Origin of the sequence: Streptomyces sp. NPDC051286 (assembly GCF_044455345.1) — a bacterium.
In the GTDB taxonomy this organism is placed as follows: Bacteria; Actinomycetota; Actinomycetes; order Streptomycetales; family Streptomycetaceae; genus Streptomyces.
Genome location: NZ_JBITER010000001.1, coordinates 470,455 through 486,004 on the forward strand (window position 1 = coordinate 470,455; position 15,550 = coordinate 486,004).

Genomic DNA, 15,550 nt, shown 5'->3' on the forward strand with positions numbered 1-15,550 from the left:
CCGTCCCCTCATGACCATCCACCGGTGAAACCTGTCGTGCCGCCCGACAGCGCGGACTGCGTCACGGAGCTCTGCTGTCCCGCCTGCTGCCACAGCCGGGCGAGATCCGCCCCCGGCCCCACCGCGACCGCTGTCCAGCCCGACTCGCGCAGCAGTCGCAGGCGCTCCTCGGACGCCGCGAGCTCCGCGTCGGACGCGCTGCCGTGCATCCAGGCGGCACTGTCCAGGACGAACGCGATGGCGCCGCCGCTGCGCTGCCGCATGCGGGCAGCCACCGCCGCCTGCTCGTCGTCCACATCGCCGAGGAACGCGACCAGCAGCCCCTCGTTGCCGCCGCGCAGTACGTCGTACGCACGCGACAGACCGCCTCCGTCGGAGTGGTCGACAACCGCGAGGGCGTCCATCATCAGTCCTGCGGAATCGGCGGACTCCTGGGTCGATCCGGCGAAGCCGCCTTCGCCCTCGCCCGGCACCGAACTGCCGTCGTCGGTCAGCAGCCGCACCGCGAAGCCCTGCTCCAGCATGTGCACCAGTGCGGACGCCGCCCCCGACACCGCCCACTCGAAGGGCGAGTCGGGCCCGGTCCCCTGATAGGCGATCCGCCGGGTGTCCAGCAGCACGGTGCACCTGGCCCGCTGGGGCTGCTCCTCGCGGCGCACCATCAGCTCGCCGTAGCGCGCGGTGGAGCGCCAATGGACCCGGCGCAGGTCGTCGCCGTGCCGGTAGCCGCGCGGAATCACGTCGTCCTCACCGGCCAGGGCGAGTGAGCGCTGCCGCCCCTCGCCGTACCCGGACGCCTCGCCCGACAGCCGCATCGGCGGCAGCGGCTGGGTCCGCGGGACGACGACCAGGGTGTCGTAACCGCTGAACGAACGGGTCAGCTCGCACATCCCGAACGGATCGCTCAGCCGCAGCTGCAGCGGCCCGAGCGGATACCGCCCGCGCAGATCCGACCGGACCCGGTAGGACACCTCGCGCCGGCCGCCCGCCTCCACCCGGTCCAGGACGAACCGGGGGCGCGGCCCGAGCACATAGGGCACCCGGTCCTGCAGCATCAGCAGCCCGGTGGGCAGCCGGGACACGTTCTCCATCCGCAGATGCACCCGTGCCTCGGTGCCCGCGGGCACTCGGGACGGGGAGAGCCGCCGGGTGCCCGCGACCTGGTAGCGGGTGCGGAGGAGCACCGTCGCACAGACCAGCGGGAGCACGGTGAGCAGCAGCCCGACCCGAAGCAGATCACCCTGGCCCAGCACATACGCGCAGATCGCGGCCGCGATTCCGGCAGCGAGGAAGGACCGCCCACGCGTGGTCAGCCCGCCCAGCGCGGCCCGAAGACCGCCTTTGCCGTCGCCGTCCTCCATCGAGGCGGACCCCCCGGCCGTCATCACGCCCGCCGCGCGCCGGGCGGCTGCTGCCGGCCGTACACCGGCCGGCCCGGCTGGTGCTGCGGCGCCGGGACCGACGTACCGCCGGCCGCGGTCGGCACCGGCGTCTGCTGGAGGATCTCCAGAATGACCTGCTCCGCGGTGCGGCGGTTCAGCTGGGCCTGCGCGGTGGGCAGCAACCGGTGCGCGAGCACCGGGACGGCCAGCGCCTGCACATCGTCCGGCAGACAGTAGTCCCGCCCGGTCAGCGCCGCGGACGCCTTGGCGGCTCGCAGCAGATGCAGGGTGGCGCGCGGCGAGGCGCCGAGTCTGAGATCCGGGTGGTTGCGGGTCGCGCCGACCAGCTCCACCGCGTACCGCTGCACCGACTCGGCCACATGGACCGTCCGCACGTTTTCGATCAGTTTCACGATGTCGTGGGCGTGCGCCACCGGCTGCAGATCGTCGAGCGGCGAGATCCCGCCATGCACATCGAGCATCTGCAGTTCGGCCTCCGCGCTGGGGTAGCCGATCGATACGCGGGCCATGAACCGGTCGCGCTGGGCCTCGGGCAGCGGATAGGTGCCCTCCATCTCGACCGGGTTCTGGGTGGCCACCACCATGAACGGGTCCGGCAGTCCGTAACTGTGCCCGTCGATGGTGACCTGGCGCTCCTCCATCGACTCCAGCAGAGCGGACTGGGTCTTCGGCGAGGCGCGGTTGATCTCGTCGCCGATCACGATCTGGGCGAAGATCGCGCCCGGCTTGAATTCGAAGTCGCGCCGCTGCTGGTCGAAGATCGACACGCCGGTGATGTCCGAAGGCAGCAGGTCCGGTGTGAACTGGATGCGCCGCACCGAGCAGTCGATCGACCGCGCGAGCGCCTTGGCCAGCATCGTCTTGCCGACCCCGGGGACGTCCTCGATGAGGAGATGCCCCTCCGCAAGCAGCACCGTCAGCGAAAGCCGTACGACCTCAGGCTTGCCTTCGATCACACTCTCCACCGACCTGCGCACCCGCTCCGCTGTGGCGGTCAGATCAGCGAGGCTCGCTCGATCGTCATAGGTCGTCACCCGGCCCTCCTCGGCCCTGCCCCGCGCTCTCAAGGAGCAGGGGGTACCCCATTCACGGGCCGATGCGCAGTAGTTGGCCCGGCCCACCCCGATGTACGGGCACCCTCCGGACAGGTCCGGTGGGTGCCACACCCGCATTCTTGTTGCCGTTACTGCTTCGTGTCACTCGCCTGTGGACAAGTGGACACGAAATGTCAGGCTCCAGGCCCTTTTCGGTGCCCGCCGGACGTGCAATCAGGGTCAGGCGACGGGAAGGATCTCGCGGAGCAAGCCGCTGGTCACGTCGAAGACGAAGCCGCGGACGTCGTCGGTGTGCAGCAGGAACGGCGAGGTGCGGACGCGCTGCATGGACTGCCGCACGTCCTGATCCGCGTCCTTGTACGCCTCCACGGCCCAGACCGGGCGCTGGCCGACCTCCGCCTCCAGCTCCTGCCGGAACTCCTCGGTGATCGATTCGAGGCCGCAGTTGGTGTGGTGAATGAGTATGACACTGCGGGTACCGAGGGCTCGCTGGCTGATGGTGAGCGAGCGGATCACGTCGTCGGTGACCACGCCGCCCGCGTTGCGGATGGTGTGGCAGTCGCCGAGCGCGAGGCCGAGCGCGTCGTGCAGGTCGAGCCGGGCGTCCATGCAGGCGACCACGGCGACCTTCAGCACCGGCCGCGCGTCCATGCCGGGGTCCTCGAACTCGGCCGCGTAACGGATGTTCGCCTCGACCAGGCGGTCGGTGACGGTCCCGCCGGTGCGGGCCTGACGGGCAGCAGACGCGGAGAGCTCGGCGTGGGGGTGCGCGGAAGTCGACATGGATATGACGTTAGCTCGCACCGTTCGCTCCGGCGTGCTGTGAGAGCGGACAAAGAACGTCAATGAGGCTTGTTGTGAGGCAACCCACAAGCCTCACAACGAATAGCTCGACCGGGTGATAGGGAGGGCGGGGCGACGCGCTGCCCCGTTGATTGATCGGGAATCGATCGAATGGCAGGGTGGACTAAAGTGGCCGGAAGATACCGACACCCTGCACATTCCGAAGATTTCCGCTGTGTGCGCGGCGTACGTACGGCCCGGCCCTCTCCCGCTCGCCGGTCGGCTGACGCCACTTCCCCGGCGCCGGTGGACCTCCCCCTTCCGAGCGGGCGGGGACCAGGCCGTACGTGCCGCCACACGGGACCTGAGCCTGAGAGGGCGCATGAGCCAGACCCGACACGTCCCGGTGATGCTCCAGCGATGCCTGGACCTGTTGGCCCCGGCTCTGGAAGCGCCGGGCCCGCAGCAGCCCGTGGTCGTCGACTGCACCCTCGGCCTCGGTGGCCACAGCGAGGCGCTGCTCGCCGCCTTCCCGTCCGCCCGGCTGATCGCGCTGGACCGGGACAAGGAAGCGCTGCGGCTCTCCGGCGAGCGGCTCGCCCCGTACGGCGACCGGGCCACACTGGTGCACGCCGTCTACGACGAACTGCCCGAGGTGCTCGCCCGGCTCGGCATCCCCAAGGTCCAGGGCATCCTGTTCGACCTCGGTGTCTCCTCCATGCAACTGGACGAGGCCGACCGCGGATTCGCGTACGCCCAGGACGCCCCGCTCGACATGCGAATGGACCAGACGACCGGCATCGGCGCGGCCGAGGTGCTCAACACCTATCCGCCCGGCGAACTCGTCCGGATCCTGCGCGCGTACGGCGAGGAGAAGCAGGCCAAGCGGATCGTCTCCGCGATCGTGCGCGAGCGCGAGAAGGAGCCGTTCAGCAACAGTGCCCGGCTCGTCGAACTGATCCGGGACTCGCTGCCGCAGGCCGCCAAGCGCACGGGCGGCAACCCGGCCAAGCGCACCTTCCAGGCACTGCGCATCGAGGTCAACGGCGAGCTCGCCGTCCTGGAGCGGGCGATCCCGGCCGCGGTGCAGTCCCTCGCCGTCGGCGGCCGGATCGCCGTCCTCTCGTACCATTCGCTGGAGGACCGCCTGGTCAAGCAGGTGTTCGCGGCGGGCGCCGCCAACACGGCGCCGCCCGGTCTGCCCGTCGTCCCCGAGCGTTACCAGCCCCGGCTCAAGCTGCTGACCCGCGGCGCGGAACTGCCCACGGAGGAGGAGGTCGCCGAGAACCGGCGAGCCGCCCCCGCCCGGTTGCGCGGCGCCCAGCGGATCCGCGAGGAGGAGCAGTGAGCGCGGCCGGTCCGGCCGGCACGGCACCGGGAGAGCCCGAGGTGGCGCGGTGAGCGGATCGGCCGGACAGCTGAAGGGGCGGGCCGCGCGCCTCGCCCGGCTGATGCCCTCCGGGCCCAGCAACGCGGCGCGTACGCCCTTCGCCCTGCTGGTCGTGCTGCTCCTCGGCGGCGGACTGATCACCCTGCTGCTGCTGAACTCCGCCCTCAACGAAGGTTCGTTCAGGCTGAGCGAACTGAAGAAGCGGACCACCGAGCTCACCGACGAGCAGCAGGCGCTCCAGCACGACGTCGACGGGTACTCGAAGCCCGACGCACTGGAGCGCCGCGCCCGCGAACTGGGCATGGTGCCCGGCGGCAGCCCCGCCTTCCTCGAACCCGACGGCACGGTCCGCGGTGTTCCCTCCGAGGCCACCGCCCCGCCGGCCCCCGCAGCCCCCCGGCAGACCCAGCAGGCGGCATCCCCGCCGTCCGCCGCCGCCTCGTCCACAGCGTCGGCAACCGGCTCGCCGTCGGCGCCGCCCGTGACGAAGTCCAGCACCTCGGCAGCCCCGCCCGCGACGAAGCCCAGCACCTCCGCAGCCCCGCCCGCGCAGCCGCGCACCCCGGTAAACCAGTCCTCGACGAGCCCCGGCAGGTGACGCAGTGCCCTCCAAGGAACCACCGCGCCGCCGGGTCCCCGGCCCCGCGCGTCCCCGCAGCGCAGCAGCCGGCTCCGGCCGCCCCCGGCCCGCCGCCCGCCGCCCCTCGTCCGCAGCGGCCGCGCCCCGCGCAAAGGGCCGCCGCGCTCCGCGCCAGGGATCGGCGCGCCCGCTGCGGCTGGGCAGCCCGCGCCCCCGGCTCCGCCTGGTCAGCCTGGCGCTGACGCTCGTCATGCTGGTGTTCGTCGTGCGGCTCCTGCAGGTGCAGGCCGTCGATGCCAGTGCGTACGCGGCCAAGGCCGACAAGAACCGCTACCTCGAGTACACGGTCGCCGCCGAGCGCGGTGAGATCACCGACCGCAGCGGGATCGCCCTGGCCACCAGCGTCGACGCGTACAACATCACCGCCGACCCCAAGATGTTCACACCCGAGGACAGCAAGGCCCCGGACGCACCGGAGCAGGCCGCGGCCCTCCTCGCACCCGTCCTCGGTGTCGAGGCGGAGGAGCTGGCGAAGAAGCTGTCGAAGCCGAAGAGCCGGTACGTGGTGCTGGCACGCCGCCAGACCCCGCAGGTCTGGAAGCAGATCAAGGACCTCAAGTCCGCTTTCGCCGAGAAGGCGCAGAAGGACAGGGCGAACGGCGGCACCGGGGCCAATGTGCTGGCCGGTGTCTTCCAGGAAGCGACCACCAAGCGGGTCTACCCCAATGGCGCGCTGGCCGCCGGGATACTGGGTTACGTCAACGCCGAGGGCCAGGGTGCGGGCGGCCTCGAGTCACAGCTGGACAAGGAGCTCGCGGGCGAGGACGGCAAGATCAAGTACGCCCAGTCCGGCGGCCGCCGGGTGCCCACCGCGGGTACCAGCGAGGTCCCGGCGGTCGCGGGTTCCGACATCGAGCTGACCATCGACCGGGACATCCAGTGGGCCGCGCAGAAGGCCATCACGGACCAGGTGAAGAAGTCCAGGGCGGACCGCGGCTATGTGATCGTGCAGAACGCGAAGACCGGCGAGGTCCTCGCCATGGCCAACGCCCCGGGATTCGATCCCAACGACCTCTCGCAGGCCGACGCCGCGTCGCTGGGCAACGCGGCGCTGCAGGACGTGTACGAACCGGGCTCCACCAGTAAGGTCATGTCCATGGCCGCCGTGCTGGAGCAGGGGGTGGCCACCCCCGGCACCCATGTCACCGTCCCCAACCGGCTGCACCGCGGCGACCGGCTCTTCAAGGACGACATCGACCACGCCACCTGGTACCTGACGCTCAACGGCGTACTCGCCAAGTCCAGCAACATCGGCACCATCCTGGCCACCGGGCAGCTCGGCAGGACCCAGCCGCAAGCCAACAAGGTCCTCTACTCGTATCTGCGCAAATTCGGCATCGGCAGCCCGACCGGGCTGAACTACCCGGGCGAGACCCCCGGCATCCTCGCCAAGCCGCAGGACTGGTCGACCTCGCAGCAGTACACGATCCCGTTCGGCCAGGGACTCTCGCTCAACGCCATGCAGGCCGCCTCGGTCTACTCGACGATCGCCAACGGCGGCGTCCGGATCCAGCCCACCCTGATCCGCGGAACCAAGGGCGCGGACGGCCGCTTCACCCCCGCTGCCGCCCCCGAACAGACCCGGGTGATCAGCAAGAAGACCGCGAAAACACTCGCGGGCATGCTGGAGTCGGTGGTCGGTGACGAGGAGGGCACCGGCACCAAGGCCCGCATCCCCGGGTACCGGGTCGCGGGCAAGACCGGCACGGCCAACCGGGTCGACCCGGTCCGCGGCGGCTACCACGGCTACACCGCGTCCTTCGCGGGCTTCGCGCCCGCCGACGACCCGCAGATCACCGTCTACTGCGCGATCCAGAACCCCACCAAGGGAAGCTACTTCGGCGGTCAGATCTGCGGTCCCATCTACAAGCAGGTCATGGAGTTCGCACTGAAGACGCTCCAGACCCCACCGTCCGGCAGCGGGTCGGCCCGGCTGCCCGTGTCCTTCAATCCCGGCGAATGAACTCGGGGAAACCAGCCAGTGACAACCATCACCCCCGAACCCGGGAACCGGAACGGGAAACACCTGGGCCCTGCCCCCTCACTTAGCGAGACGCCGGGTGCGCCCGGTACGCTCACCGCCGTGCCCCACGCTGAACAGTCCCAAACCCCCCCGAAGGACGCCCCTGTGACCTACCCGGGAGCGCCCCGCCCGGATCGGCTGCGGCCGACCCCCCTCGGTGAACTGGCAGCCCGGCTGGGAGTCGAGCCGCCGGGACCCGGTGAGGTCACCGGCATCACCCACGACTCGCGGGCGGTACGGCCCGGCGATGTGTACGCGGCGCTGCCCGGCGCCCGGCTGCACGGCGCCGACTTCGTCGCCCAGGCGGCCGGCCTCGGCGCGGCCGCGGTTCTCACCGACCCGGCGGGCGCCGAGCGCGCCGCCGCGACCGGGTTGCCGGTGCTGGTGACCGAGAACCCGCGCGGCCGGATGGGCGAACTCGCCGCCGAGATCTACGGGCGGCCCGGCGCCGGCCTCCTCCAGATCGGGATCACCGGTACGTCCGGGAAGACCACCACCGCGTACCTCGTCGAGGGCGGCTTCCGCGGCGCCGGACGCAGCACCGGCCTGATCGGCACCGTCGAGACGCGGATCGGTGACGAGCGCATCAAGTCCGAGCGCACCACCCCTGAAGCCACCGATCTCCAGGCCCTTTTCGCCGTCATGCGCGAGCGCGGCGTCGACGCGGTCACCATGGAGGTCTCCAGCCACGCCCTGGTACTCGGCCGCGTCGACGGCTGCGTCTTCGACGTCGCCGTCTTCAACAACCTCAGCCCGGAGCACATGGAGTTCCATTCCGGCATGGAGGACTACTTCCAGGCCAAGGCGAAGCTGTTCACCCCGCAGCGGAGCCGGCAGGGCGTCGTCAACTTCGACGACGAGTACGGCCGCAGGCTGGTCACGGAGGCAACCGTCCCGGTCGTCACCTTCTCCGCCGAGGGCCACCCGGACGCCGACTGGCGCGCCGAGGACGTCGCGGTCGGACCGCTGGGGTCCGCCTTCACGGCCGTCGGCCCCAAGGACGAACGGATCACGGCCAGGGCCCCGCTGCCCGGCCCGTTCAATGTCGCCAACACCCTCGCCGCGATCGTCACCCTCGCCGTCGCGGGCGTTGACCCCCAGACCGCGGCCGACGGCGTCGCCGCTGTCCCCGGCGTCCCGGGCCGGCTGGAGCGTGTGGACGCCGGCCAGCCGTACCTCGCGGTCGTCGACTACGCGCACAAGACCGACGCCGTCGAGTCGGTCCTGCGCTCGCTGCGCAAGGTGACCGAGGGCAAGCTGCACATCGTGCTCGGCTGCGGTGGCGACCGCGACACGACGAAGCGCGGCCCGATGGGCGCTGCCGCGGCCCGCCTCGCCGACACCGCCGTACTGACCTCCGACAACCCCCGCTCCGAGGACCCCCTGGCCATCCTCGCCGCGATGCTCTCGGGCGCCGCCGAGGTGCCCGCACACGAGCGCGGTGACGTCCTGGTCGACGCCGACCGGGCCGCCGCCGTCGCCGCCGCGGTCGCCCGCGCCCGGCCCGGCGACACCGTGCTGATCGCCGGCAAGGGGCACGAACAGGGCCAGGACATCCACGGAGTGGTACGCCCCTTCGACGACCGTACGGTGCTGCGCGCGGCCATCGCACGGTCCCTGAGGCACAAGAGCGCCGAGAACGCCCCGGAGCTCGCCCACACCCACGAGAACAACAGTCAGGGATGACCAAGTGATCGCCCTTACCCTCGCCGAGATCGCCGAAATCGTCGGCGGGCAGTCGTACGACATACCGGATCCGGCAGTGACCGTCAGCGGGCCTGTCGTCATCGACTCCCGAGAGGTGCAGCAAGGCAGTCTGTTCGTCGCCTTCGCCGGCGAGCGGGTCGACGGCCACGACTACGCGCAGCGCGCCGTCGAGGCGGGCGCGGCAGCCGTACTCGCCGCCCGTCCCGTCGGTGTTCCGGCGATCGTCGTCGACGACGTCATGGCCGCGCTCGGCACCCTCGCCCGGACCGTCGTCGAACGCCTCGGCACCACTGTCGTCGCCCTCACCGGCTCCGCGGGCAAGACCTCCACCAAGGACCTGATCGCCCAGCTCCTGGAGCGCAAGGGTCCCACCGTCTTCCCCGCGGGCAACCTCAACAACGAGATCGGCCTGCCGCTCACCGCCCTGCGCGCCACCGAGAAGACCGAGCACCTGGTTCTTGAAATGGGTGCCCGCTACATCGGCGACATCCGTTACCTCACCGGCCTGGTCCCGCCGCGGATCGGCCTCGTCCTCAACGTCGGGACCGCACACATCGGTGAGTTCGGCGGCCGCGAGCAGATCGCGATCGCCAAGGGCGAGATGGTTGAGGCGCTCCCGGCGGACGGAGTCGCCGTCCTCAACGCCGACGACCCGCTCGTCCTCGCCATGTCCTCCCGTACGAAGGCCCGTGTTCTGCTCTTCGGTGAAGCCGCGGATGCGGACGTACGGGGAGAGAAGGTCCGTCTCACCGACGACGGCCGCCCCGCTTTCACGCTCCACACACCCACCGGGTGCAGCGATGTGACCATGCGCCTGTACGGTGAGCATCACGTGTCGAACGCGCTCGCCGCGGCCGCCGTCGCCCATGAGTTGGGCCTGCCCGTAGACGAGATCGCCCTTGCGCTCTCCGAGGCGGGCACCCTCTCCCGCTGGCGTATGGAGGTCACCGAGCGTCCGGACGGCGTGACGTTCGTCAATGACGCCTACAACGCGAACCCCGAATCCATGCGAGCAGCGCTGCGCGCGCTGGCCGCCATGGGGAAGGGGCGGCGTACATGGGCGGTGCTCGGCCCCATGGCCGAGCTCGGCGACGCCTCGCTCGCCGAGCACGACGCGGTCGGACGGCTTGCCGTCCGGCTCAACGTCAGCAAGCTCGTCGCGGTCGGGGGCAGAGAAGCCTCCTGGCTGCAACTGGGCGCATACAACGAGGGTTCGTGGGGTGAGGAGTCGGTGCACGTGTCCGACGCACAGGCGGCCGTCGACCTGTTGCGCAGTGAACTGCGCGCGGGAGACGTCGTGCTGGTGAAGGCGTCCCGGTCGGCCGGCCTGGAACGGGTCGTCCAGGCACTGCTGGAGAACTCGACCGAGGGCGAGGTCACCGGCCGATGAGGCAGATCCTCTTCGCGGGGGCCATCGGGCTCTTCCTGACTCTGGTCGGTACCCCGCTGCTCATCAAGCTCCTGGCCCGCAAGGGATACGGGCAGTTCATCCGTGACGACGGCCCGCGCAGCCACGGCAGCAAGAAGGGCACGCCCACCATGGGCGGCATCGCCTTCATCCTGGCCACGCTGATGGCGTACTTCCTGGCGAAGGTGATCACCGGCGAGGAGATGCGCTTCTCCGGTCTGCTGGTCCTCTTCCTGATGACCGGGATGGGCCTCGTCGGGTTTCTCGACGACTACATCAAGATCGTCAAGCAGCGCTCGCTCGGCCTGCGGGCCAAGGCGAAGATGGCCGGCCAGTTGATAGTCGGTATCGCCTTCGCGGTGCTGTCGCTCCAGTTCGCCGACGGCCGTGGCAACACCCCGGCCTCCACCAAGCTGTCGTTCGTCACCGACTTCGGCTGGTCGATCGGACCGGTGCTGTTCGTCGTCTGGGCGCTGTTCATGATTCTCGCCATGTCCAACGGCGTGAACCTGACGGACGGTCTGGACGGCTTGGCCACCGGCGCGTCGGTGATGGTCTTCGGCGCGTACACGTTCATCGGGCTGTGGCAGTTCCAGGAGTCCTGCGCCAACGCGGTCTCCCTGACCAACCCCAACGCCTGCTTCGAGGTACGCGACCCGCTCGACCTCGCGGTCGTCGCCTCCGCGCTGATGGGCGCCTGCTTCGGCTTCCTGTGGTGGAACACCTCGCCTGCCAAGATCTTCATGGGCGACACCGGCTCGCTGGCACTCGGCGGTGCGCTCGCCGGTCTCGCGATCTGCTCCCGCACCGAGTTCCTGATGGCCATCCTCGGCGGCCTCTTCGTGATGATCACCATGTCCGTGGTCATCCAGGTCGGCTCCTTCAAGATGACCGGCAAGCGGGTCTTCCGGATGGCGCCGCTCCAGCATCACTTCGAACTCAAGGGCTGGTCCGAAGTCCTTGTCGTGGTCCGCTTCTGGATCATCCAGGGCATGTGCGTGATCGTCGGACTCGGTCTCTTCTACGCAGGGTGGGCAGCCGCCAAGTGAGCAACCAGGACTGGCAGGGCAAGCACGTCACCGTCGCCGGACTCGGCGTCAGCGGGATCCCCGCTGCCCGTGTCCTGCACGGCCTCGGCGCCGTTGTCACGGTGGTCAACGACGGGGACGACGAGCGTTCCCGTGCGCAGGCCGCAGAGCTGGAGGCGCAAGGAATCACCGTGCGCCTCGGCGACGGGGCGACCCTGCCCGAGTCCACCGAGCTCATCGTCACCACCCCCGGCTGGAAGCCGGACAAGCCGCTCTTCGCAGCAGCCGCCGAGGCGGGCGTCCCGGTCTGGGGCGACGTCGAGCTCGCCTGGCGGCTGCGCGGTCCCGATGCGGCGCCCTGGCTCGCGGTCACCGGCACCAACGGCAAGACCACGACCGTCCGGATGCTCGCCTCGATCCTGGAGGCGGCCGGGCTGCGCACCGCCGCCGTCGGCAACATCGGCGTCTCCCTCCTCGACGCCGTCCTCGGCGAGGAGACCTACGACGTACTCGCCGTCGAGCTCTCCAGCTACCAGCTGCACTGGGCGCCCTCGCTGCGCGCCCACTCCGCGGCCGTTCTCAACCTGGCCCCGGACCACCTCGACTGGCACGGCTCCATGGAGGCGTACGTCGCGGACAAGGGCCGGATCTACGAGGGCAACCGGATCGCCTGCGTCTACAACGCGGCCGATCCGGCCACCGAGGACCTGGTCCGCGGGGCGGACGTCGAGGAGGGCTGCCGCGCCATCGGCTTCACCCTCGGCACCCCGGGCCCGTCCCAGCTGGGCGTCGTCGACGGCATCCTCGTCGACCGCGCCTTCGTGGCCAACCGGCAGAAACAGGCCCAGGAGCTCGCCGAGGTCGCGGACATCAACCCGTCCGCCCCGCACAACATCGCCAACGCCCTGGCGGCTGCGGCACTGGCCCGCGCCTTCGGCGTCGAACCCAGAGCGGTACGGGACGGCCTGCGGGCCTTCCGCCCCGACGCGCACCGCATCGAACACGTCGCGGACGTCGCATCGGTGGCGTACATCGACGACTCCAAGGCCACCAACACCCATGCCGCGGAGGCCTCCCTCGCGGCCTATGACCCGATCGTCTGGATCGCCGGCGGCCTTGCCAAGGGCGCCACGTTCGACGAGCTGGTGACCGGCGCCGCCAAGCGGCTGCGGGGCGTCGTACTGATCGGCCGCGACCGGGCGCTGATCCGCGAAGCCCTCGCGCGACACGCCCCCGAGGTCCCGGTCGTCGACCTCGACCGGACCGACACTGGGGCGATGTCCGAGGCGGTCCGCGAGGCGGCCCGGCTCGCCCGGCCGGGAGACACCGTACTGATGGCCCCGGCCTGCGCTTCGATGGACATGTTCGCCAATTACAACAAGCGGGGCGAGGCATTCGCGGACGCGGTCCGTGCACTCGCCGACGAGAGCGCCTGACGGGCCCGGCCGCCGCGCCGTACTGTCCCGGACAACCGGGTTCGGGCGGCTCCGCCGCACGCCCCGGCCCTCGGCAGCAGCCCCGGGCACGAGCAGTGGAGGGGACAGCGACAATGCCGGCCGACGAGAGCTCCGCCGCGCACGGCAAGGGCCGCCCACGGGGGGCCGCGGGGACCGGCCGGGTGCTCGCCCCACCGGCGCCCGGCGGGCTCGCCAAGCGCGGCAGGCCGGCGGGTACCCGGCAGCCCGCCGTGCCGCGCTCCAGGGGCCGCAGTGGATCCGGCGCCCGCGTCCCCCGCGGCGGCGGTGTGCGGCGGCTGTACGAGCAGGCACGCCGGGCCTGGGACCGCCCGCTGACCGCGTACTACCTGATCCTCGGCGCCGGGCTGCTGATCACCGTGCTCGGGCTGGTGATGGTCTACTCCGCCTCGATGATCAAGGCGCTCGAGCTGTCGAAGCCCGGCACGTACTTCTTCCGCAAGCAGTTCCTCGCCGCCCTCATCGGCTCCGGACTGCTGATCGCGGCTTCCCGGATGCCCGTCAAGCTCCACCGGGCGCTCGCCTACCCGCTGCTCATGGGCACGGTCTTCCTGATGGTGCTGGTCCAGGTGCCGGGGATAGGGATGTCGGTCAACGGCAACCAGAACTGGCTCTACCTGGGCGGCCCCTTCCAGCTCCAGCCCAGTGAGTTCGGCAAGCTCGCCCTGATCCTCTGGGGCGCCGACCTGCTCGCCCGTAAACAGGACAAGCGGCTGCTGACGCAGTGGAAACACATGCTGGTGCCGCTCGTCCCGGTCGCGTTCATGCTCCTCGGGCTGATCATGCTCGGTGGCGACATGGGAACTGCGATCATTCTCACCGCAATCCTGTTCGGACTGCTCTGGCTGGCCGGGGCGCCCACCCGGCTGTTCGGCGGGGTGCTCGCCGTCGCGGGCGTGCTGGCCTTCCTGCTGATCAAGACCAGTCCGAACCGGATGTCCCGGCTCAGTTGCATGGGCGTGAGCGAACCCGGACCCGACGGCTCGTGCTGGCAGGCCGTGCACGGCATCTATGCTCTGGCATCCGGTGGATGGTTCGGATCCGGGCTGGGTGCAAGTGTGGAAAAATGGGGCCAACTGCCTGAACCGCACACCGACTTCATCTTCGCCATCACCGGGGAGGAACTGGGGTTGGCGGGGACGCTGTCGGTGCTCGCCCTCTTCGCGGCTCTAGGCTATGCGGGTATCCGCGTGGCCGGACGCACGGAGGAGCCCTTCGTGAGGTATGCCGCGGGAGGTGTGACCACCTGGATCACGGTTCAGGCCGTGATCAACATCGGTGCGGTGCTCGGCCTGCTGCCGATCGCCGGGGTCCCGCTCCCGCTGTTCTCCTACGGGGGATCGGCCCTGCTGCCGACCATGTTCGCGGTGGGGCTCCTGATCGCGTTCGCGCGTGAGGAGCCCGCCGCGAAGGCGGCCCTGGCCATGCGGAGGCCCGGGGTGAGATGGAAGACGATGAGACGGCGCGGCAAGAAGCGTCCGTCCGGAGAGCGGTGAATTTCGGTGCATGTCGTACTCGCCGGTGGGGGGACCGCCGGCCACATCGAGCCCGCGCTTGCCCTCGCGGATGCCCTGCGCAGGCAGGACCCGAGCGTGGGAATCACTGCCCTCGGCACGGAGCGCGGACTCGAGACCAGGCTCGTACCCGAGCGGGGGTACGAACTGGCGCTGATCCCGGCCGTGCCGCTGCCCCGCAAGCCCACCCCCGAACTGATCACCGTCCCGGGACGGCTGCGCGGCACCATCAAGGCCGCCGAGCAGGTCCTGGAACGCACCAAGGCGGACTGTGTGGTCGGCTTCGGCGGCTATGTCGCCCTGCCCGGCTACCTCGCCGCCAAGCGGGCCGGTGTGCCGATCGTGGTCCACGAGGCCAACGCGCGGCCGGGGCTGGCCAACAAGATCGGTTCGCGGTACGCGCACGGGGTCGCCGTCTCCACCCCTGACAGCAAGCTGCGCGGTGCCCGCTACATCGGCATCCCGCTGCGCCGCACCATCGCCACCCTGGACCGGGCCCGGGTCCGCCCGGAGGCGCGCGCCGCCTTCGGTCTCGACCCCAACCTGCCCACGCTGCTGGTCTCCGGCGGCTCGCAGGGCGCCCGCCATCTCAACGAGGTGGTCCAGCGGGTCGCCCCGCTGCTGCAGCGTTCCGGGATCCAGATCCTGCATGTGGTCGGCCCGAAGAACGAACTGCCGCGCATCGACAACATGCCTGGGATGCCGCCCTACATCCCGGTACCGTACGTGGACCGGATGGATCTCGCGTACGCCGCTGCCGACATGATGCTCTGCCGCGCGGGCGCGATGACCGTCGCCGAACTCTCCGCCGTCGGGCTCCCCGCCGCCTACGTCCCCCTGCCCATCGGCAACGGCGAACAGCGGCTCAATGCCCAGCCGGTGGTCAACGCCGGCGGCGGTCTGCTGGTGGACGACGCGGCTCTCACCCCCGAGTGGGTGCAGGGCAACGTCCTGCCGGTGCTTGCGGATCCGCACCGGTTGTACGAGATGTCCCGCGCCGCCGCCGAGTTCGGCCGCCGGGACGCCGACGATCTGCTCGTCGGCATGGTGTACGAGGCGATTGCCGCACGCCGCAACGCGTGAGGCGGACGGGTCCGGGGGCGGCGCCCCCGGACCCGGCATAA

General features: G+C 70.8%; 12 protein-coding genes. 9 read left to right on the forward strand and 3 right to left on the reverse strand.

Annotated elements, in window-relative coordinates; all coding sequences use genetic code 11:
- Positions 1-8: 8 nt before the first annotated feature.
- From ACIBB8_RS02145 to ACIBB8_RS02155, 3 genes are all read right to left on the reverse strand, one after another.
- On the reverse strand, positions 9-1,385 hold the full coding sequence (locus ACIBB8_RS02145) for a DUF58 domain-containing protein (RefSeq protein WP_398948471.1): 1,377 nt from the start codon (positions 1,383-1,385) through the stop codon (positions 9-11).
- Positions 1,385-2,437 carry an AAA family ATPase gene (locus ACIBB8_RS02150; RefSeq protein ID WP_398948472.1) on the reverse strand — a complete coding sequence of 351 codons (1,053 nt, stop codon included), beginning with the start codon at positions 2,435-2,437 and terminating at the stop codon, positions 1,385-1,387. The genes ACIBB8_RS02145 and ACIBB8_RS02150 overlap by 1 nt, the downstream gene beginning before the upstream one ends.
- Positions 2,438-2,677: 240 nt before the next feature.
- A complete protein-coding gene (locus ACIBB8_RS02155) occupies positions 2,678-3,241 on the reverse strand; it encodes a beta-class carbonic anhydrase (RefSeq protein ID WP_398948473.1) in 564 nt (187 codons plus the stop codon).
- Positions 3,242-3,623: 382 nt separating this feature from the next.
- Between ACIBB8_RS02155 and rsmH the strand changes: the two genes are divergently transcribed.
- The 9 genes from rsmH (at position 3,624) to murG (ending at position 15,509) form a co-directional block, all read left to right on the forward strand.
- Positions 3,624-4,589 carry a 16S rRNA (cytosine(1402)-N(4))-methyltransferase RsmH gene (gene rsmH, locus ACIBB8_RS02160; RefSeq protein ID WP_398948474.1) on the forward strand — a complete coding sequence of 322 codons (966 nt, stop codon included), beginning with the start codon at positions 3,624-3,626 and terminating at the stop codon, positions 4,587-4,589.
- 49 nt (positions 4,590-4,638) lie between these two features.
- Positions 4,639-5,229 (forward strand): septum formation initiator family protein, encoded by a 591-nt coding sequence (locus tag ACIBB8_RS02165; RefSeq protein ID WP_398948475.1) that lies wholly within the window; start codon positions 4,639-4,641, stop codon positions 5,227-5,229.
- A gap of 4 nt (positions 5,230-5,233) precedes the next feature.
- Complete coding sequence (locus ACIBB8_RS02170) at positions 5,234-7,234, forward strand: peptidoglycan D,D-transpeptidase FtsI family protein (protein WP_398948476.1); 2,001 nt, start codon at positions 5,234-5,236, stop codon at positions 7,232-7,234.
- A gap of 18 nt (positions 7,235-7,252) precedes the next feature.
- Entirely contained in the window at positions 7,253-8,980 is a 1,728-nt protein-coding gene (locus ACIBB8_RS02175; protein ID WP_398948477.1) for a UDP-N-acetylmuramoyl-L-alanyl-D-glutamate--2,6-diaminopimelate ligase, read from the forward strand.
- A 4-nt stretch (positions 8,981-8,984) separates the two neighbouring features.
- The gene (gene murF / locus ACIBB8_RS02180; RefSeq protein WP_398948478.1) at positions 8,985-10,391 is read left to right on the forward strand and encodes a UDP-N-acetylmuramoyl-tripeptide--D-alanyl-D-alanine ligase; all 1,407 of its coding nucleotides are present in this window, start codon (positions 8,985-8,987) and stop codon (positions 10,389-10,391) included.
- A complete protein-coding gene (gene mraY / locus ACIBB8_RS02185) occupies positions 10,388-11,458 on the forward strand; it encodes a phospho-N-acetylmuramoyl-pentapeptide-transferase (RefSeq protein WP_366690736.1) in 1,071 nt (356 codons plus the stop codon). Before murF ends, mraY begins: the two co-directional genes overlap by 4 nt.
- Positions 11,455-12,873, forward strand: coding sequence for a UDP-N-acetylmuramoyl-L-alanine--D-glutamate ligase (gene murD, locus ACIBB8_RS02190; protein WP_398948479.1), 1,419 nt, complete (start codon positions 11,455-11,457; stop codon positions 12,871-12,873). Before mraY ends, murD begins: the two co-directional genes overlap by 4 nt.
- Positions 12,874-12,986: 113 nt before the next feature.
- Positions 12,987-14,408, forward strand: coding sequence for a putative lipid II flippase FtsW (ftsW, locus tag ACIBB8_RS02195; protein ID WP_398948480.1), 1,422 nt, complete (start codon positions 12,987-12,989; stop codon positions 14,406-14,408).
- A 6-nt stretch (positions 14,409-14,414) separates the two neighbouring features.
- The gene (gene murG / locus ACIBB8_RS02200) at positions 14,415-15,509 is read left to right on the forward strand and encodes an undecaprenyldiphospho-muramoylpentapeptide beta-N-acetylglucosaminyltransferase (RefSeq protein WP_366690739.1); all 1,095 of its coding nucleotides are present in this window, start codon (positions 14,415-14,417) and stop codon (positions 15,507-15,509) included.
- Positions 15,510-15,550: the final 41 nt, after the last annotated feature.

What these genes read in the sequence shown, in the direction of transcription:
- ACIBB8_RS02145 (WP_398948471.1), bottom strand. Translation starts at nt 1,385, where the DNA reads ATGACGGCCGGGGGGTCCGCCTCGATGGAGGACGGCGACGGCAAAGGC.
- ACIBB8_RS02155 (WP_398948473.1), bottom strand. Translation starts at nt 3,241, where the DNA reads ATGTCGACTTCCGCGCACCCCCACGCCGAGCTCTCCGCGTCTGCTGCC.
- rsmH (WP_398948474.1), top strand. Translation starts at nt 3,624, where the DNA reads ATGAGCCAGACCCGACACGTCCCGGTGATGCTCCAGCGATGCCTGGAC.
- mraY (WP_366690736.1), top strand. Translation starts at nt 10,388, where the DNA reads ATGAGGCAGATCCTCTTCGCGGGGGCCATCGGGCTCTTCCTGACTCTG.
- ftsW (WP_398948480.1), top strand. Translation starts at nt 12,987, where the DNA reads ATGCCGGCCGACGAGAGCTCCGCCGCGCACGGCAAGGGCCGCCCACGG.